The organism is Rickettsia endosymbiont of Ixodes scapularis, from assembly GCF_000160735.1.
GTDB classification, from domain to species: Bacteria; Pseudomonadota; Alphaproteobacteria; order Rickettsiales; family Rickettsiaceae; genus Rickettsia; species Rickettsia tamurae.
Genome location: NZ_CM000770.1, coordinates 867,250 through 885,487, shown reverse-complemented (window position 1 = coordinate 885,487; position 18,238 = coordinate 867,250). Strand labels below are relative to the sequence as shown.

Below are 18,238 nucleotides of genomic sequence, written 5' to 3'. Positions count from 1 at the left end.
ATACCGACAGCTACAGCACCGCTATCAAGCGGAGCAAGAGCCGACCATAATCCGCCTATTAATACTAAAAAGATAATAACATAAATACCGAAAAGTATAGGTGATCTTGCAGCTTGGGCTACGTTATTGCGATCTTTATCGGTTTTCTTGGTAATAAAATTAACAAACCTATCAAGTTTTACTAATAAGAATTCTATAGCATGAGAGATTTTCTTTAATGTAGTGTTTATTAAAGCTTTACGTTTAGAACTCTGACCTTTAAGGTTTAACGCATCTTCTCTTAAGGACAATAATTGTTTTAATTGTTCCGGAGTAATTTGAGGTTTATTGTGTTTTAAAGTCCTGCATAATATTTAATCATTATTCTCCTCTGTCATCCCGTTATTTATTCACGGGATCCAAGAAATTATTAGTATTTTAAGTTGTTTCTGGATACTGTGGCGGGGCCACGGTATGACAATTAAACTTATTTTGATATGACACTTTAGTTATTAATATGAATTGTACCGCTTTTTAAAGTTTTAAAGTGTTTTTGAATCTCTTCTTCCGTTCCCGTAAACTGCAACGGCTCCATCCTGTAATATTAGAATTTTATCAACAACGGATAATACGGATGGTCTATGTGAAATTACAAGAACTGCTATTCCTTTAAGTTTTGCTTGTTTTAAGGCACTTGCAAGGGCAACTTCACCTGCTTCATCTAAATTAGCATTAGGCTCATCTAAAATGATGAGTTTTGGATTACCGTAAAAAGCTCTAGCAAGTCCGACACGTTGTCTTTGACCACCTGATAGATTAGAGCCTGCAGGACCGATATCAGAATCATAACCATCAGGGAATCTTAATATCATTTCATGAGCTCCGGCTATTTTAGCTGCTTCAATAACTTTTTGTGGATCGGCATCTTCTTCCATTCTAGCTATATTTTGTTTAATACTACCGCTAAAAAGTTCTATTCCTTGAGGAAGATAGCCGACATGTCTACCGAAATCTTCTCTATTCCAACGATAAATTTCAGCACTATCTAAACGTACGGAACCTGATGATTCTTTCCATACCCCGACTATGATTTTAGCTAAAGTTGATTTTCCTGTAGCTGAAGGACCGATAATTGCTAAAACTTCGCCCGGTTGTACTGCAAAACTAACACCTTTTAAGATATATTCCGGTACGGGAGGTTGCGGTAAATATTTCGGTATAGGGTGAGCATAATAAATATTTTCAACAGTAAGATGACCATCAACGTTCGGAATTGGCATCGCTTCGTCTCTAGAAGAATAAGTGTTAAATAAATTATTAATGTTTTTGTATGATTTAATAGCACCGCTCATACTTTTCCATAAATCAATAGCATTATCGAAAGGAGCAAGAGCTCTACCGACTATGATAGAACTCATAATCATATTACCGGGAGTCATATCTGCACTATGAGATTTTACAACAATGTAAGCACCGACTCCGGTAACAGCCATTTGCATTATATTACGAATAAACCTTGAAAAGTTAGAAATAACACCGTTACGATAGCTAGCAACCGATTGCTTATCAAGTGCTAATATGTTAAATTTATGCCAATTTTTTGTAATATTCTTCATCATTCCCATTGCTTCAATTGCTTCTGCATTTCTGTTTGCAATATCGGCTTGTGTCATACCTTTTATCGAAAATTCGGTAGCTTCACCGAGCGTTTTATTAGTAGCTGCAGCGTTAAAGAAAGCGGTTGAAACTATTATAATTGCACCAAAAACGGTAATAAGACCGATATATGGATGAATTGAAAAAATAACCGCAATATAGATAAGGCTCCAAGGGGCATCGAATAAGGTATTAATTCCGGTACTTGTTAGGAATGTTTTGACGGCTTGAAAATCACGTAATAATTGGCTAGAACCCATATTTGCTCGTGTTGCAGCTGCAGAAATTGAAGAAGCAAAAATTACGGGAGCTACTGTTCTATCAAGCCATTCTCCTACCTTTATAAGTGTAAAAGAACGGGCAATTTGTAATAATCCATAAACAAAATAAATATATGCGATTATTATTGATAAAAATAATAATGTTTGTAGATTACCGCTTCCAAGGACTCTATCAAGAACTTGTAGTGAGTAAAGAGGAGTAATTAACATTAGTAAGTTAATTACAAAAGCAAACCAAAAGACTATCCAAAAAGCTGTTCTACATTCGCCTAATGCTATTACTAGCGGGTTTTTTTTATTTAGATTATTATTTTTATTATCCATATTAGTTATATTATAAATAATTATTAATTAGTTCTTCAGCAATTTGGACGCTGTTTAAAGCTGCTCCTTTACGTAAGTTATCACATGTGATCCATAGATTTATCGTATTAGGTTTACTTACGTCATTTCTAATGCGGGAGACATATACGGCATCTTCGCCTACCACTTCAACGGGTGAGATATAAGCAAGGTCATTATTATTAGAAATTGTAACAATTCCATCGGCATCTTGTAATATTTCTTCGACTTCTTTGGCATCAATTTTGTCGTTAAATTCTATGTTAACCGATATAGAATGACCGATAAATACCGGTACTCTAACAGAAGTAACGCTAGCTTTAAAGTGATTACCTATAATTTTGTTTAGTTCAAAAGCAATTTTTGCTTCTTCACTTGTATAGCCATCTTTATTTAAATCACCTATATGAGGAAAAAGATTAAATGCAATCTGTTTTGGAAATTTCTTAGGATCATTCTCTCCAAAAACATATTTAGATTTTGTTTGGTCGTAGAGTTCGTCCATTCCTGCTTTACCTGCTCCTGATACTGATTGATAAGTAGATATCACTACTCTTTTAATCTTTATTTCATTATCTAGCGGTTTTAATGCTACTGCAAGCGGAATTACTATACAGTTAGGGTTAGCTATGATATTTTTAGTATTAAACTCTTTAAGTGTTGATAAATTAACCTCAGGTACAATTAACGGTACTTGATCGTCAACTCTAAAAAGTGAGGATTTGTCGATAACTACACAATTACTAGCAGTAGCTTTTGGTATAAATTCTTTTGAAACTTCTGAACCTGCACAAAAAAAAGCAATATCGATATCGTCAAAATTTAAATTTTTTAAACTATTAATTTGTAGTATTTTTTCTCCAAAGCTTACTTCCAGCCCTAGAGAGCTATCTGAAGCTATAGCATAAACTTTATTAATGTGGAAATTACGCTCAGCTAGAATGTTTAAAGTTTCACGCCCTACATTTCCTGTAGCTCCAATTACTGCAATATTGTATTTTTCAGTCATTTTTATTTATTAATCCGATGAGTTTTTCACCGCCGATAATATGGAAATGGAAATGAAAAATAGTTTGTCCCGATTTCTCGCCTTTATTAGTTATTAAACGATAACCGTCTTTATCTAAACCCGCTTCATTTGCTATATCAGAAATTTTAGCAAAAAAATGTTTTATTTCGTCTATAGAAGCTTTAGAGATAAAATCGGCATAATCTATATATTCGTTTTTAGGTATAACGATAATATGTACAGGTGCTACGGGTGCTATATCTTTAAATGCTAAAATTTGTTCGTCTTCATAAATTATTTCTGCCGAAAGATTTTTACCTATGATTTTTGCAAAAACATTTTCTTTGTTATACATCATTTTATTCCTGTTAAAAGTTTTATTGCATGGCTCGTTTATGTCATTCCTGTGTAGACACCTAATCGTCATTGCGAGCAGTCGTAGACTGCGTGGCGATCTCATGAAATAATAACAAACTCCTGAGATTGCTTCGTCAAAATTTCAATTTTTCCTCGCAATGACGGAAAAATCGATCCACGCAACAATGCCATGCGGGGATGACATCGATCCTTAAGTTGACACTCATGTGCTTTTAACTAGGAATGACATTAAGGACATTTTTCTATTCATTAAACGAGTATATTACGTTTTAGAAATTTTAATTCAGCTTCAATTCTAGAGTTGGCAATTATTATATCTTCTAGTCGGTAATTATTTCTTTTTAAATAATTTTCTCTAATATCTGAAGCAAAAAAGCCGAAGCCTAATATTAAGACTATCTTAAATATAAACTTTAACTCTTCGATATTAATCTCCGTAACGATTATACTCGCTATTACGGCAATAGCAACAACTAACCACATTTTATGGTATAATGCCCAAAATATACTTAAAAGAGTAGCTATCCATGAAAAGCCTTCTTCAATAACAATAAAATTATTATTTTTTTGTGTGGAGTTAATGTATATTGCGTATATATTCATTATTTAAGTTTAAGCCTTGAAAATTCAAGGGACAATAATTATTAATTAAATTGAATCAGTCAAGTATACCTTTGATACTTTAAAAATTGGCTACATCGTTCTACAAGAGCTGCGGTACGAACTATATTAAGTATACGTTCCGTTCCGAGGACTTTGAACTCCTAGCTCTTTTTGAAGTTGTGTCGAAGTATAATAACTCTTCATTTTATTTAGGAGTAATTCTAATACTATATAGTACTTAATTAACAACTTAATATCAATAAATTTTATATTATGTCAGATAATTTAGCCTTACATGGCACAACAATACTTTGTTTAAAAAAGAACGAAGAAATAATTATAGCAGCAGATGGACAAGTCTCGCATGGTAATACCGTACTAAAATCTACAGCACGAAAACTTCGGACTATAGCAAATAATAAAATTATTGCCGGTTTTGCGGGTTCTACGGCTGATGGTCTTGCATTATTTGAAAAACTTGAAGTAAGGATAGAGCAACATAAGCATAATCTACTTAGAAGTGCAGTTGAGCTTGCAAAAGATTGGCGTAGCGATAAATATTTGAGACGTTTGGAAGCAATGATGATTGTTGCTGATCGTAGTCATATATTAATTTTAACCGGTAACGGTGATGTCGTAGAGCCTGAAAATAATGTTGCAGCAATAGGTTCAGGCGGTTTATTTGCACTATCTGCCGCTCGCGCTCTAATGTCTTACGAGAATAATTTAACTGCTGAAGAAATTGCTTTAAAATCTATGAATATAGCTGCAGATTTGTGTGTATTTTCTAATCATAATATTATAATGGAAAAAGTTGTATGAAAGCTACTAAAACTACTTATAAAAAAGACCCTATGGGGCTTACCCCTTCTCAAATAGTTAATGAACTTAATAGGTTTATCGTAGGTCAAGAAAAGGCCAAAAAAGTCGTTGCTATTGCACTTAGAAATCGTTGTCGTCGTAAAAGACTAGAAGGTAATTTACGTAATGAAATAGTACCGAAAAATATTTTAATGATTGGTTCAACCGGTGTCGGGAAAACGGAAATAGCAAGACGCCTTGCAAAGCTGACTAATTCTCCTTTCTATAAAATAGAAGCAACTAAATTTACCGAAGTCGGATATGTAGGGCGTGATGTAGAATCAATAATTCGTGATTTAGTCGAAATAGCCGTTAATACTGAAAAAACTTTAGCAAAAACAGAAGTAGATATTAATGCCCGTGAGAAAGCGATAGAGAGAATATTAGATAGTTTAGTAGGTAAAACTTCTAGTAGTGAGACTAGAGAAAAGTTCAAAGAAAAAATTTTAAACGGTGAACTTGATGATACGGAAATTGAAATTAGTGTAGCTGATACTACACCTGTCGGCGGTGGAAGTTTTGAAATACCTGGTATGCCGGGAGCATCTATGGGCGTTCTTAATCTTGGCGATATGATTGGACGAGCCCTTGGTAGCAGTAAGACTAAAACAAAAAAAATGCTAGTTAAAGATGCTATGGCTATTATTATACCTGAGGAATCAGAAAAATTAATAGACCAAGAAAAAATTATTCAGCAAGCTATAAATTTAGCTGAAAATGACGGGATAGTTTTTATTGACGAAATTGATAAAATAGCTTCGACCGGTAGTTCCGGAGCAAAAAATGCCGAAATAAGTAGAGAGGGAGTGCAAAGAGATTTGCTACCTTTGATAGAGGGAACGACGGTTAATACTAAATATGGACCGGTTAAAACCGATCATATATTATTTATTGCTTCCGGTGCTTTCCATATTGCTAAACCTTCTGATTTATTACCGGAGTTACAAGGAAGATTACCGATGAGAGTAGAATTAAATTCGCTTACCAAAGATGATATGATTAAAATATTGCTTGAGCCTGAAACTAGTTTAATAAAGCAATATTCGGCGTTAATAGGTACTGAAGACGTGCATCTTGAATTTGCTGCTTCTGCTATTGAAAAGATAGCGGATTATGCGATCACCGTTAATTTAGAAGTCGAAGATATAGGGGCTAGAAGGCTGCATACTATACTTGAGAATTTGCTTGAGGATATAAGCTTTGAAGCTAGCGAAATGAAAGACAAAAAAATAACTATCGATGATAAATTCGTAGAAAATCAATTATCAAAAATAATAACTAATCTTGACTTAGCTAAGTTTGTTCTATAATATGCTTTTTCAACTAATAGTTAGGCTAAGATTGTTATTTTTCGTCATTGTGAGGAAATTACGTAAGTAATTAACGGAGCAATCTCAGGAGTTTGTTATTATTTCATGAGATTGCCACGCAGTCTACGACTGCTCGCAATGACGACTTTAGTATCCATGCAATAACATCTACAACCTAGCAAAATGGCATTTTAAGAAAAATTTCATGATAATTCATATAGCAAGTCTAAAGTTTAATGGAATTGATATTATTGATGTTGACGTGCAGGTACAAATATCACTGGGTATCCCTGCTTTTATTATAGTAGGGCTTGCCGATAAAACTATAGCTGAATCAAAAGAACGAGTTAAAGCAGCGTTATCTTCTATAGGGCTTGCACTACCTACTAAAAAGATTTTAATAAATTTAGCTCCGGCAGATTTAGTAAAAGAAGGAAGCCATTTTGATCTTGCGATTGCTTGTTCGATACTTACCGCTTAAAGGTTCATAAGTTTTAACTCCTCCGGAAGCTAAGCTGCAAGATGAGCCGATAAATTATCCCGATTTTAAGGATATAAAAGGTCAAAAAATTGCTAAACGAGCTTTAGAAATTGTAGCATCAGGTGGCATAACCTTTTAATGTTCGGTCCTCCCGGAACCGGTAAATCAAGGCTTGCTGCCTGTCTTCCCAGTATACTACCTAAAATGTCTACAAAAGAAATTTTAGAATGCAGCACGATTACAAGTATTGCAGGAAAATTTTTAGACGGTAAACTTACCAAAGCAAGGCCGTTCAGAACTCCGCATCATTCATGCTCACTTGCCGCTATGGTCGGCGGCGGTGTCGGAAAAAAAGTAAAGCCTGGAGAAATTACGCTAGTTCATAACGGAGTATTATTTTTAGATGAACTACCTGAATTTCCACAGCATGTTATTGATGCATTAAGACAACCTATTGAAAATGGTGAAATACTAATCTCCCGATCAAACGCTCATATAAAATATCCGGCAAATTTCCAGTTAATAGCAGCTATGAATCCTTGTAAATGTGGTTATTTAGGCGATTCTTATAAAGAATGTATGAAAGCTCCAAAATGTGCTAGAGACTATCAAATGAAAGTATCGGGACCTATTATGGATAGATTTGATTTGCATATAGAAGTATCTAGTATTAATGTTTATAATTATGACTTGATTGTAGATAACTCTAAGGAAGAATCTGAATATATAGCTGCAAGAGTCGAGAAAGTGCATTTGATTCAAGAAAAGAGATATGAGGGCTATAATATTAAAACAAATAACAAATTAGACGGGCAGTTATTAATAGATTACGCTATGCCTGCGGATGAAGGTAGAGATTTACTGAATGAAGCGGCAAATTTCGTTTATCAATGCGTGCTTATAACCGAATACTTAGAGTAGCACGCACGATTGCCGATCTTGAGAATGTTGATAAGGTCTTGAAAATTCATATTACTGAAGCTTTGAGCTATCGTAAAATGGAATTTAATAATATGTATACGAAGATCAACTTCAAAAATTGGCTACGTCGTCCTACAAGAGCTTAGGTACTCACATATTGAGTATACGCTGCATTCCTCGCCTTGTGGACTCCTTGCTCTTTTTGAAGTTGATCTTCGTATACTGTCTTCATTTTTTGCAATATATTTAAGATGATTTAAGGATAAAAGATATGAGTACTATAATAAGTTTTGATTATGCTATAAAATATTTGCTTAAGGATAAAGGTGATTACGAGATAGTTGAAGGATTTATCTCGGCAATACTTAAAGATGCCGGTTATAGTGCCGTTAAAATAAAAGCATTACTTGAGAGTAGAAGCAATAAAGAAAATTATAGTTTAAAATCTAGCGTAGCAGATGTAATTGTGGAAGATGAAGAAGGGCATAAATATATAGTAGAAATCCTATACAAATCTTTTTATGCATAAAGCTTGTTTTAATTCTAGTAGATTAATAGTTGATAGTATTTCTAAGAGCGAGGATTATTCTACTATAAAAAAATATTTCATATTAATTTATTGTATTTTCTTTTTGATAATATGAAAGTACCTTTATATCACGGTAAGACTATTTTTAGAGAAGTTGATAAAAACACCCTATGAAATTTTCTTTGGGAGATATGAGAGGTAAAATATTTGATTTATGTAATGTATTTCCAGAATATTTTGTAATATCAGTACCATTATTTAATGATGTTATAAGAGATGAATTGGATGAATGGCTATATGTAGTAAAACATTCTGAAGTTAAGAAAGATTTTAAATCACCATATATGAAGACCATATATGAAGAAAGTAGCAAAGCGTCTTGATATACTTAAGATGACTCCTAAAGAGCAAATTATTTATCGTGCCTATATGAATAAAAGCTTTAAAGAGCATGATTATATAGTTTCCGCTGAAGAAAAAGGTAGAAAACAAGGTATGGCAAAAGGAATAGAAGAAGGGAGAAAAAAAGGTAGACAAGAAGGCGAAGTTACAAAAAGTATAAAAATAGCAAAAAAGATGTTAATGAAAAAAAACTCGATAGAAGAAATACATGAGATTACTGAAGTATCTATAAAAGAAATAGAGCGATTAAAAGCAGAAATTGAGAACCTTAAAAAATAACTATATTTAATGACAAAAATTTACTTTATAGCCGGTGAGGTGTCAGGAGACTTTGTAGGTGGTCGTATAATTCAGCATTTAAAAAACAATATAGGAGTACAGCATCATTCACAAAGCTTCAGACAGGATGAATTTAAGAGTAAGTCTGCGAAAGCAGTACAAATAGTACGTGAGCATAGACTTAACTCAAAAAATTCGCCTGTATCAAGCTTTGTGAATGATGCTGTACAGTTTGTTGGTGTTGGCGGCAAATATATGGAGGAAGCTGGTAGCTTTAAAAGCTTATTTCCTATTACTTCCATAAATTTAATGGGTTTTGTAGAAATTTTGTCTCATATTTTTAAGCTTAAAAAATTAATTGATAAAACTGTGGAGGATATAATAAATAGTAAAGCTGATTTATTAATTACCATAGATTCACCAGGGTTTACTTATCGTGTGGCAAAGCGGGTAAGAAAACTTTTACCAAAGCTGAAAATGATTCATATCGTTGCGCCGTCAGTTTGGGCATATAAAGAGGGTAGAGCAGTAAAATACGCTAAAATTTATGATTGTTTATTTGCTTTACTACCGTTTGAGCCTCCATATTTTACTAAAGTCGGTCTTGATTGTAGATATATAGGTCATCCGATTATGGAGCAGGAGTTTTATAGCGATAAAATAGCTTTACGTGAAGAGTTTAAAATAGACGAGAATGAGAGAGTATTATGTGTTACTCTCGGAAGCAGAAAAGGAGAGATTCTAAAGCATTTACCGGTTTTTGTTTCTTCTATTGAAGAAATATTTAAAAGTTGTAATAATCTTAAAGTTATATTTACTCTTGTAAATCCTGCTCATGAGGCAATAATAAAACCATTTTTAGAAGATGTTAAGTTTAATTATTTATTTTCAAGTGAGAGACTTAAAACTTATGCTGTTGCGGATGTAGCTCTAGCAAAATCCGGTACTAATACTTTAGAGATAGCAGCTTCCGGTACCCCTATGATTGTAGCATATAAGGTTAATATTTTAAGTTTTCTTATCATTAGGCTATTGATAAAAATAAAATATGTTACGTTAATAAATATTATAGCCGATAAAGAAATAATTCCGGAATTTATCCAATTTAATTGCCGAGCTAGTCTTATTAGTAATAAGCTTCAAGAGTTATTATTTAATTCTAAAAAAGCTTATGAGCAGGTAATAGAAAGCCAAAAAATTTTGCAGCAATTAGGATTTAAATCAAACCGATTACAGCTAAATTCAGAAAGCTTTAGACACGATGAATTTAAAGGCAAGCTAGATAGGCGTACAAAAGTACGTGAGCACAGGCTTAGCTTGGAAAATTCGCTTGTATCGAGTGATCGAGATGACGCTGTACCTTCTTATATAGCTGCAGAAATTATTAAACAGGAGTTCTTAGAACCTAAAATAAAGTTGTTAAAAGAGAAAGATTAGTACTTGAACCGGTGGTCCACAACATTTTCCGAATTATAATAAACATTAATATTAATATAATAACAAAATATATTTCCATGTTTTTTCTTATAGTATTAATTTGTTTCATTAAAATTTCTAAATCATTGGAAATTTTTTTGTATTCCTCATTGTTATCAGAACGCATTGTTGTCAAGAAACCGGATAAGTTTCCTAACTTATTTTGTAAAGCTTTTAACCTTTCATTATGTTCTTCGTGTTTTAGATCGGTATTGTGATCTTGTATCATAATATATAATGCCCATTATAAGATCAGTATTAATGCTAGTAATATGAACTATGAATAAAGATTTATATTTTTTATTTGTAATAAAAATTCCAACTTTTCATTTTACAGGAGTATACTATTGTTATAGTAAATTGGTTTACGTTATTAATTTGTTGCTCATTAGTCATCTAATTTTAATATTTTAATTACCAAATATTAATTACCAAATATTAAAACTATTGATTTATTTAGCAAAAACTATATAATTTAAATTTAGCAAATATTTAACTTCAACCAAACTTTAAGTTAGTTTTACTATATGTTATTTTAAATGTCAAGAAAAAACCATATTTCGTGGTAATTTTTTTATCAATATTTCTAAGCCTTATAAAAATAATAGTTATTATGTTAAAAAACCTATTAAAAACTAAACTTTTTTTAGTTATAGTATCTCTAACTATATTTATTACTTTGCTAAATTTTAGTATATTTTATATTTTTGTGCCGGGTAATCTTACTCAAAATAAAACGATAATTATTGAACCTAAATTATCCGTAAATCAAATAGTTACAAAACTTTATTCTAATGAAGTAATCAAATATCCGAGAATTTTTAAGGTAATTGCTAAAATTTATTCTATAAAAAGACCTCTTAAAAGCGGTGAATATGTGTTTACTCGTAATATATCGCCTCTGCAAACTTTAAGAATATTAGCAAGCGGTAAATCTATAATACACAACATAATTGTACCGGAAGGTACGGTAGTTAGTGAGGTTATAAAGAAAATTAATGAAGAAAGTCGATTACTTGGAGAAATAAAAGGGATAATACCTGAAGGTTTTTTAATGTCCCCCTTCGGGGATAAGAAATCCCTCGCCTTCAGGCGAAGGGAAGATATAATGAAATTGCTTTAGCAATGAATTTATATCAAGAAACATGAGAAGTTATAGAAAGAATAGTCATAGTCAGTATGATTTAAAAGTACATCTTATATGGATACCAAAATATAGGAAGAGAGTATTGATAGGCAAAGTAGCGGAAAGGGCTAGAGATTTACTAAGGCAGATTTGTATGGAACATGAAGTATATATAATTTCAGGGAAAATATCATGTGATCACGTGCATATGTTTATCTCATATAAATCACAAATATCTCTTAGCAAGTTAGTACAGTATTTAAAAGGTAGTAGCTCAAGAATTTTATTGCAAGAATTTGCTCATTTAAGAAAACAATTTTGGGGCAATCATTTGTGGGCTAGGGGCTATATGGCGGTCAGTTCAGGTAATATAACTGATGAAATGATACAGCGCTATATTGATGAACAGGAAGGTGAACCTGTGAATGATGATCGATTTCTAATCGATTCCACTTTATAACCCCTCAGCTTATAGCTGAGGGTTCTTTAGTGCCTTCCACGTATTTTTTTTCTTACAGTGATCAAAAAGAGCAGATAATCGATCAAATGAGAAATTTAATGTCTGCTAATTTAGATAAAGTAATGCAAAATCTTGCACCAGATTCTCCGTTAAAAACTAGACTTGAGGTATTAAGGCTAGCTTCAATAATTGAAAAAGAAGCCGGCTCAAATGCAGAAAAACCTATTATAGCAGCAGTATTCATTAATCGTTTAAAGAAAAATATGAAGCTACAAGCTGATCCGACTACTATATATGCTTTGACTGAAGGAAAATTTAAATTAGCAAGAGCTTTAACAAAAAAAGATTTATTGCAAGAACTACCCTATAATACTTATTATATAAAAGGTTTACCACCCGGTCCGATTTCTTGTCCGTCGTTAAAATCTTTAGAAGCAGTGGTAAAACCTGCTAAGACGGATGCATTATTTTTTGTAGTTGACGTTAAAGGCGGGCATAATTTTTCTAATAATCTTAATGATCATAATAGATTTGTTGAAACTTATCGAAAAAGTTTGAAAGTACCTGAGCCGGAAATTGATCCTGAAAAACTATCTATTCGATGAACTTCAAAAATTGGCTACGTCGTCTTATAAGATCTGTGGTGCTCACGTATTAAGTATACGTTCCTCGGCTTACAGACTCCTTGCTCTTTTTGAAGTTGATCTCCGTATATTTTTATCTACTTAAGGGATGTTATCATGAATAATAGTGAATTTAGTAAAATAGCCGAGACAACAATTGCATATATAGCAGACAAGATAGAAGAGCAGGATGAAGAAGCAAGTATAGATATAGATTTACAAGGTGATATATTAATCTTGATACTGATAAAGGTATATATGTAATAAATAAACAAAGTGCTACCAAAGAAATTTGGTGTCGTCGCCGGTTAGCGGTCCTCATCATTTTTTTTATGAACAAGGCGAATGGAAAAATAGAGCAGGGCTTGAATTAATGGCTATTTTAACTGAAGAACTTAATATTAAATTTGATACTCGTTGAACTTGAAAAATTGGCTATGTCGTCTTTGTAAGACCTCGGATGCTGAACGTTTAATATACGCTCCGCTCCTCGGCTTACAGACTCCTTGTTCTTTTCCAAGTTGAACTTCGTATGGCTACTCTTCATTTTACTTCGGAATATATATGAAAAATTTTGAAACTGCTGACAGTGCTACAAAAATCTATGATTTAATAATAAAAAATGCCCCTATTGATGCATACATATTCCTTGATGTTGACGATACTATTATAACTCCTAAATCAAAAACTTTTAAGAAGCCACCTTATAATCAAATAATTGACAGAATAAGGAAAATAAAAGTAATTATGACAATTATGAGGAAATTATCAGTAATTGGCGTCTGCAGCGAAAAGTAATATTAATTGATGAAGAGTGGGTAGAAGTTATAAACAAGCTCAAAACAAAGTTTCCGGTTTACGGTCTTACACAAATGAATACGGGAGAATTCGGCAATATTCCTTCTATGCAAGATTGGCGATATAAAGAATTAAAGAGTCTAGGTATAGAATTTTCAGATAATGAAGAATTAGCAATTTATAACTCAGGACAAAAGGATGATGCTATTTGTTATAAAGGGATATTCATAACAGGTAATCATTCAAAAAGCAGTACTTTATCAAAATTTTCTGATAAGTTAAAGGCTAGCTTTATTGTATTTGTTGATGATCGTACGAAGCATGTTGAAGATGTAAGAGATTATTGTAAAAAGAATAATATAGGTTTTTTAGGTATTTTATTTGATGGGCTTAAACATTTAACAGGTGAACCTGATCCAAAACTCGCCGAATTTCAAGAATCATATTTAATAGAAAATGCTAAATGGCTTGAAGATGAAGAAGCTTATGGGTTAATGGTCAGGAATAATTTAACTTAAAAGGATCACAATAATGATTATTAATATGTCTGATAAAGAATTCAGGCGATTAGAAGCTTTTAAAGAGCAAGTATTGAAAATAGCTATTGCTGAAGGGATAGATGATTTTAAAAATAATAAAATACATGATTCTACTGGGGTGTATTCAGAAGTTTAAAAAATAAGATTGAGACCATTCCCGCATAGACATTATTGCATGGCTCGAAAAACCTACTCGATGTCATTCCCGCGAAGGCGGGAATGACATCAAAGTCATACAACAATGCCGCTTCTAGCTAAGAATAACATAAAAGAATCTAAATAACGCGAGTTTCGTATTAATAGAGGAACTGAATAGCTGATAGTAACTGGGTTACGAGGATATTAGTAATATTGTTTTTGTTATAAAATGTACTTAAAACTGCATAAATTTTTAGTAAATTGTCTTTTTTGACTATAACTATTAAATTGTAAACTTGTCACACCTCTTACAAACCTTGAAAGGATAAGGATTATAGCATATTCATTAACCATAATTTAGGCATCTTAATACGAAACTCGCGTTAAATAGGCAACGTTCTAAATAATCCTCAAAATCCATGAGTTTTGAAAATGTACTTTCTAAAAAATTTTTTGATAATACTTGTAATTCTAATTCCAAATCTAGTATCCGCAAACGCTTATCGGCAAATAAACTATAAAATAACACCTTTGTCTAACACGCCTGTTTCGGCTATCAAAGTTGAGACGGAAATAATAGGCGATATGAGCGGCGAGATTATTTTAGATTTACCCTATGCATGGGCAAATGCTACATATTACAAGCAAATCAAAAATGTTAAACTTGAATATCCAATTGGAAAATTACAATTTAGAAATCAAGACTCTAATGAAGCTATTTTAAATACGGGGAAAATTAATATTATCCGTTTAAGCTATGAAATATATCAAAAAGCCGGTAATCCTTGTGATATCCACGAAGCAATAATTAGACAAAATTTAATTCATTTACCGGGTTATAGGCTTTTTGCTACTCCCGGCGATCTAAATGGAAATGACATAGTAGAGTTTAATATTGAATGGAATAATATTCCTGATAGCTGGAAAACAATATCAGATTATGGTCTTGGTAAAAGGGTGAAATTTAAAGCTACGCCGATTGAATTATATAGTGCAGTTTATGCAGCAGGTGATTTACGTCTTTACAAAATTGTCGATCAAAAAAATCCTGTATATCTTTCGTTACATGGTCAATTTGATCTTAAAGATGAAGAAATAGCTTCTTATATAAATAAAATTATCAAGGGACAAAGAACATTTTTCCATGATAATGATTTTCCTTATTAGCTAATAAGCTTGCTCGAAGGCGATCAACCTAGACATATGTACAACGGGCTTAACTCATAGTTTTGCGTTTATTCCTCAAGGTTTAGACAAACGGGATTATATGACGTTACTTGCTCATGAACATATGCATAATTGGACAGGGAAGAAAATACGTAATAACTTAGAAGGATTAAATTATTGGTGGAGTGAAGGGTTTACCGATTATTATAGCAGGGTTTTAGCCTTACGTTCCAGTGTTATAACGCTTGAGGAATTTATAGAAGAATTTAATCAATTCTTTGAGGATTATTATTTATCACCTGTTATAAATGAATATAATAGCAAAATAAAAGATGATAACTGGAAAGATTATGCAGTAGAGAAATTACCGTATTATCGTGGATTTGTTCTTGCACTTTATTTGGACAGCCTAATTAAAGAGAATAATAAGAGTAAATCGTTGGATAATGTTATGCTTGATTTATTTAAAACCTCAAAAGAACAAGAATTTTCAAGCGATTATTTTAAAAAAATAGTTAAAAATTATGTCCCAAAAGGGATAGATAAAGAGATAAACTAAAAAATATTGACGAAAATAATAATGCTTATAAATCTGGACTTAGAAACGGGGATATAGTTATAAAATATGATTTTCCTAAATGGGGTTCTCCTGATCAGATAGTTACAATCAAAACAACTAAAGGCGAGTTTAAATTTAGACCTGAAAGTGCTAATTAAAAAGATATATATAGGTTCAAGCCTAATTTATCTAAAGAAGATAAGCTAAAAATCAAAAAGTTTTTTAACAGCTAAACATTCCTTTTATCTTAAAGTATTATTAATAATCTAATCATTTATTAATAATATCCATTGACACAACCCAACATTTGAGTTATAATTGCGTCACGATTTAATTTTAAGGGGAAAATCATGACAAAAAACTATACGGGGCCACAAACCTCAAAAAAAACATCTAGTTACTTTGATAGTGCTACAATTCATTTTCAAAATGCTACCAAAGCTGCGACAGATTTCACAATGTATAGCATAGGCAATTAAGATAGTGATATTAATAAAAGGATATGGTAAAGTAATTAGAAAATAGTTATGCCAAGTCCATATTCATATGATTTAAGAAAGGGAGTGATTCAATATATTGAGTCAGGGAAAAGAATAATAGAAGCAAGTCAAGTATTTAATATCAGCCGTAAAGTAATATATGATTGGAAGAAATTAAAGAAAGAAACAGGAGATGTTCAATTAAAAACTGGCTATCAAAAAGGGCATAGTCATAAAATAACAGATATGGAAGGATTTAAAAAATTTTTGGAATCTAATAAAGATAAAAGCAGTCGAGAGCTAGCCATCTTGTATCCTAGTAAAGTGTCAGCAAGAACTATAATAAACATGATTAGAAAAGTTGGTTACAGCTATAAAAAAACTTTTCTTCATCCCAAAAGAAATCATAAATTAAGAAATGAGTTTATAGAAAAGATAACCACCATAGACAAAGATAAACTAGTGTTTTTGGATGAATCAGGAATAGAAGATAATGCGTGTCGAGAACATGGCTGGAGCCCAAAAGGAGAAAGATGTTATGGTGAAAAAGTTTATCAGCACAAACACAGAATTAGTATGATTGCTGGCCTATTTAATAGCAATATTGTAGCACCTCTAATATTTGAAGGCAATTGTAATAAAGCTATTTTTGAGACGTATGTCAAGGATATACTCATTAAAGAATTAAGGGCAGGACAAGTCGTAGTAATGGATAATATTAATTTTCATAAAAACTCTAAGGTAAAAGAATTAATTGAATCGGTAGGGGCAAGTATTTTATTCCTTCCTACTTACAGTCCTGATCTTAATGTCCCCCTTCGGGGATAAGAAATCCCTCGCCTTCAGGCGAAGGGAAGATATAATGAAATTGCTTTAGCAATGAATTTATATCAAGAAACATGAGAAGTTATAGAAAGAATAGTCATAGTCAGTATGATTTAAAAGTACATCTTATATGGATACCAAAATATAGGAAGAGAGTATTGATAGGCAAAGTAGCGGAAAGGGCTAGAGATTTACTAAGGCAGATTTGTATGGAACATGAAGTATATATAATTTCAGGGAAAATATCATGTGATCACGTGCATATGTTTATCTCATATAAATCACAAATATCTCTTAGCAAGTTAGTACAGTATTTAAAAGGTAGTAGCTCAAGAATTTTATTGCAAGAATTTGCTCATTTAAGAAAACAATTTTGGGGCAATCATTTGTGGGCTAGGGGCTATATGGCGGTCAGTTCAGGTAATATAACTGATAAAATGATACAGCGCTATATTGATGAACAGGAAGGTGAACCTGTGAATGATGATCGATTTCTAATCGATTCCACTTTATAACCCCTCAGCTTATAGCTGAGGGTTCTTTAGTTTCGCCGTCCGATTCTATCGAATGTGTAAAAAATACAGTAAAAGCAGGACTAACTGCAGGATATGTAGCTTATGAAACTGTGGAAGGTTTAGTAGCAGAAGGTATAGTTTCTCTTATTGCCTATAATATTTACGGTGATACCGCAGAGCTTGCCGGTGTTATTAATACTAACATGATAGAGTATTATAGTTAAAATATTGTCATACTCAATCGTCATTGCGAGGAGGTATTGTTGCGTGGATCAATTCCGCCTCTGTCACCCCGTGGCTTGACCACGGGTTCAGTTAAAAATACTAGTATTTTTATTGTTTTATGGATACCGTGGTCAAGCCACGGGGTGACAAATTAATCGTTTTACTATCTCTTCTCTATCATCAAAGGTAAAACGGCTGCGATTTCTGGTCCTGATTCTCTGCTGGCTAAAGCAAGCGAAGAGGTAAAAATAACTCCGTACTTTACTGCCTGTATAAT

18 protein-coding genes and 7 pseudogenes are annotated in these 18,238 nt (G+C 32.4%); 18 read left to right on the top strand and 7 right to left on the bottom strand.

The genetic code is table 11. The annotated features are described in order from the left end of the window. The 5 genes and pseudogenes from REIS_RS04560 to REIS_RS04540 form a co-directional block, all read right to left on the bottom strand. A pseudogene (locus REIS_RS04560) lies at positions 1-353 on the bottom strand (HlyD family type I secretion periplasmic adaptor subunit); the annotation flags it as partial. 131 nt (positions 354-484) lie between these two features. After that, positions 485-2,240 (bottom strand): annotated as a pseudogene (locus REIS_RS04555) (type I secretion system permease/ATPase). Between the two features lie 10 nt (positions 2,241-2,250). Beyond that, entirely contained in the window at positions 2,251-3,267 is a 1,017-nt protein-coding gene (gene asd / locus REIS_RS04550; RefSeq protein WP_008580097.1) for an aspartate-semialdehyde dehydrogenase, read from the bottom strand. Then, positions 3,260-3,622: an HIT domain-containing protein gene (locus REIS_RS04545; protein WP_008580096.1), complete on the bottom strand. Its 363-nt coding sequence runs from the start codon at positions 3,620-3,622 to the stop codon at positions 3,260-3,262. The genes asd and REIS_RS04545 overlap by 8 nt, the downstream gene beginning before the upstream one ends. Positions 3,623-3,894: 272 nt before the next feature. Next, on the bottom strand, positions 3,895-4,248 hold the full coding sequence (locus tag REIS_RS04540) for a DUF2628 domain-containing protein (protein ID WP_008580095.1): 354 nt from the start codon (positions 4,246-4,248) through the stop codon (positions 3,895-3,897). Between the two features lie 273 nt (positions 4,249-4,521). Here REIS_RS04540 and hslV point away from each other — a divergent pair, with 273 nt between their 5' ends. From hslV to lpxB, 8 genes and pseudogenes are all read left to right on the top strand, one after another. Next, the gene (gene hslV, locus REIS_RS04535) at positions 4,522-5,070 is read left to right on the top strand and encodes an ATP-dependent protease subunit HslV (protein WP_008580094.1); all 549 of its coding nucleotides are present in this window, start codon (positions 4,522-4,524) and stop codon (positions 5,068-5,070) included. Further along, a complete protein-coding gene (hslU, locus tag REIS_RS04530) occupies positions 5,067-6,419 on the top strand; it encodes an ATP-dependent protease ATPase subunit HslU (RefSeq protein WP_008580093.1) in 1,353 nt (450 codons plus the stop codon). The genes hslV and hslU overlap by 4 nt, the downstream gene beginning before the upstream one ends. Before the next feature lie 205 nt (positions 6,420-6,624). Beyond that, positions 6,625-6,900, top strand: coding sequence for a magnesium chelatase domain-containing protein (locus REIS_RS17190; RefSeq protein WP_050755363.1), 276 nt, complete (start codon positions 6,625-6,627; stop codon positions 6,898-6,900). 138 nt (positions 6,901-7,038) lie between these two features. Beyond that, a complete protein-coding gene (locus REIS_RS17185) occupies positions 7,039-7,821 on the top strand; it encodes an ATP-binding protein (RefSeq protein WP_050755362.1) in 783 nt (260 codons plus the stop codon). Continuing rightward, complete coding sequence (locus tag REIS_RS17180) at positions 7,791-7,967, top strand: ChlI (RefSeq protein WP_008580092.1); 177 nt, start codon at positions 7,791-7,793, stop codon at positions 7,965-7,967. The genes REIS_RS17185 and REIS_RS17180 overlap by 31 nt, the downstream gene beginning before the upstream one ends. 125 nt (positions 7,968-8,092) lie before the next feature. Continuing rightward, on the top strand, positions 8,093-8,350 hold the full coding sequence (locus tag REIS_RS04520; protein WP_008580091.1) for a PD-(D/E)XK nuclease family transposase: 258 nt from the start codon (positions 8,093-8,095) through the stop codon (positions 8,348-8,350). Between the two features lie 90 nt (positions 8,351-8,440). Further along, a pseudogene (locus REIS_RS17175) lies at positions 8,441-9,031 on the top strand (hypothetical protein). Between the two features lie 9 nt (positions 9,032-9,040). Then, positions 9,041-10,468, top strand: a complete 1,428-nt coding sequence (lpxB, locus tag REIS_RS04505) for a lipid-A-disaccharide synthase (RefSeq protein ID WP_008580087.1) — start codon at positions 9,041-9,043, stop codon at positions 10,466-10,468. Here lpxB and REIS_RS04500 read toward each other — a convergent pair. Beyond that, a complete protein-coding gene (locus REIS_RS04500; protein WP_008580086.1) occupies positions 10,437-10,736 on the bottom strand; it encodes a hypothetical protein in 300 nt (99 codons plus the stop codon). The two genes, lpxB and REIS_RS04500, sit on opposite strands and share 32 nt — an antisense overlap. Before the next feature lie 384 nt (positions 10,737-11,120). Here REIS_RS04500 and REIS_RS04495 point away from each other — a divergent pair. The 6 genes and pseudogenes from REIS_RS04495 to REIS_RS16405 form a co-directional block, all read left to right on the top strand. Then, a pseudogene (locus REIS_RS04495) lies at positions 11,121-11,564 on the top strand (endolytic transglycosylase MltG); the annotation flags it as partial. Positions 11,565-11,652: 88 nt separating this feature from the next. Then, a complete protein-coding gene (gene tnpA, locus REIS_RS04490; RefSeq protein WP_008579324.1) occupies positions 11,653-12,093 on the top strand; it encodes an IS200/IS605 family transposase in 441 nt (146 codons plus the stop codon). 8 nt (positions 12,094-12,101) lie between these two features. Beyond that, positions 12,102-12,698: pseudogene (mltG, locus tag REIS_RS04485) on the top strand (endolytic transglycosylase MltG); the annotation flags it as partial. Positions 12,699-12,833: 135 nt separating this feature from the next. Further along, positions 12,834-13,137, top strand: a pseudogene (gene cyaY / locus REIS_RS04480) (iron donor protein CyaY). Between the two features lie 143 nt (positions 13,138-13,280). Continuing rightward, positions 13,281-14,032: pseudogene (locus tag REIS_RS04475) on the top strand (DUF2608 domain-containing protein). 25 nt (positions 14,033-14,057) lie between these two features. Further along, on the top strand, positions 14,058-14,189 hold the full coding sequence (locus REIS_RS16405; RefSeq protein WP_032139579.1) for a hypothetical protein: 132 nt from the start codon (positions 14,058-14,060) through the stop codon (positions 14,187-14,189). 348 nt (positions 14,190-14,537) lie between these two features. On the opposite strand, the gene REIS_RS14175 is transcribed toward REIS_RS16405, so the two are convergent. Then, on the bottom strand, positions 14,538-14,720 hold the full coding sequence (locus REIS_RS14175) for a hypothetical protein (RefSeq protein WP_160142967.1): 183 nt from the start codon (positions 14,718-14,720) through the stop codon (positions 14,538-14,540). Between the two features lie 2 nt (positions 14,721-14,722). Here REIS_RS14175 and REIS_RS12530 point away from each other — a divergent pair, with 2 nt between their 5' ends. From REIS_RS12530 to tnpA (REIS_RS04450), 4 genes are all read left to right on the top strand, one after another. Further along, on the top strand, positions 14,723-15,358 hold the full coding sequence (locus tag REIS_RS12530; protein WP_037213649.1) for a hypothetical protein: 636 nt from the start codon (positions 14,723-14,725) through the stop codon (positions 15,356-15,358). Positions 15,359-15,458: 100 nt separating this feature from the next. Beyond that, positions 15,459-15,917: a M1 family aminopeptidase gene (locus tag REIS_RS04460; RefSeq protein WP_008580078.1), complete on the top strand. Its 459-nt coding sequence runs from the start codon at positions 15,459-15,461 to the stop codon at positions 15,915-15,917. Positions 15,918-16,444: 527 nt separating this feature from the next. Then, positions 16,445-17,224, top strand: a complete 780-nt coding sequence (locus tag REIS_RS12525; protein WP_008580077.1) for an IS630 family transposase — start codon at positions 16,445-16,447, stop codon at positions 17,222-17,224. Positions 17,225-17,295: 71 nt separating this feature from the next. Beyond that, positions 17,296-17,736, top strand: a complete 441-nt coding sequence (tnpA, locus tag REIS_RS04450) for an IS200/IS605 family transposase (protein WP_008580076.1) — start codon at positions 17,296-17,298, stop codon at positions 17,734-17,736. The last annotated feature ends 502 nt before the right edge of the window (positions 17,737-18,238 follow it).

Excerpts from the sequence above, each read along its gene's own strand:
- asd (WP_008580097.1), bottom strand. The coding sequence starts at position 3,267 with ATGACTGAAAAATACAATATTGCAGTAATTGGAGCTACAGGAAATGTA.
- REIS_RS04545 (WP_008580096.1), bottom strand. The coding sequence starts at position 3,622 with ATGTATAACAAAGAAAATGTTTTTGCAAAAATCATAGGTAAAAATCTT.
- REIS_RS04540 (WP_008580095.1), bottom strand. The coding sequence starts at position 4,248 with ATGAATATATACGCAATATACATTAACTCCACACAAAAAAATAATAAT.
- hslV (WP_008580094.1), top strand. The coding sequence starts at position 4,522 with ATGTCAGATAATTTAGCCTTACATGGCACAACAATACTTTGTTTAAAA.
- hslU (WP_008580093.1), top strand. The coding sequence starts at position 5,067 with ATGAAAGCTACTAAAACTACTTATAAAAAAGACCCTATGGGGCTTACC.
- REIS_RS17190 (WP_050755363.1), top strand. The coding sequence starts at position 6,625 with ATGATAATTCATATAGCAAGTCTAAAGTTTAATGGAATTGATATTATT.
- REIS_RS17185 (WP_050755362.1), top strand. The coding sequence starts at position 7,039 with ATGTTCGGTCCTCCCGGAACCGGTAAATCAAGGCTTGCTGCCTGTCTT.
- REIS_RS17180 (WP_008580092.1), top strand. The coding sequence starts at position 7,791 with ATGCGTGCTTATAACCGAATACTTAGAGTAGCACGCACGATTGCCGAT.
- REIS_RS04520 (WP_008580091.1), top strand. The coding sequence starts at position 8,093 with ATGAGTACTATAATAAGTTTTGATTATGCTATAAAATATTTGCTTAAG.
- lpxB (WP_008580087.1), top strand. The coding sequence starts at position 9,041 with ATGACAAAAATTTACTTTATAGCCGGTGAGGTGTCAGGAGACTTTGTA.
- REIS_RS04500 (WP_008580086.1), bottom strand. The coding sequence starts at position 10,736 with ATGATACAAGATCACAATACCGATCTAAAACACGAAGAACATAATGAA.
- tnpA (WP_008579324.1), top strand. The coding sequence starts at position 11,653 with ATGAGAAGTTATAGAAAGAATAGTCATAGTCAGTATGATTTAAAAGTA.
- REIS_RS16405 (WP_032139579.1), top strand. The coding sequence starts at position 14,058 with ATGTCTGATAAAGAATTCAGGCGATTAGAAGCTTTTAAAGAGCAAGTA.
- REIS_RS04460 (WP_008580078.1), top strand. The coding sequence starts at position 15,459 with ATGACGTTACTTGCTCATGAACATATGCATAATTGGACAGGGAAGAAA.
- REIS_RS12525 (WP_008580077.1), top strand. The coding sequence starts at position 16,445 with ATGCCAAGTCCATATTCATATGATTTAAGAAAGGGAGTGATTCAATAT.
- tnpA (WP_008580076.1), top strand. The coding sequence starts at position 17,296 with ATGAGAAGTTATAGAAAGAATAGTCATAGTCAGTATGATTTAAAAGTA.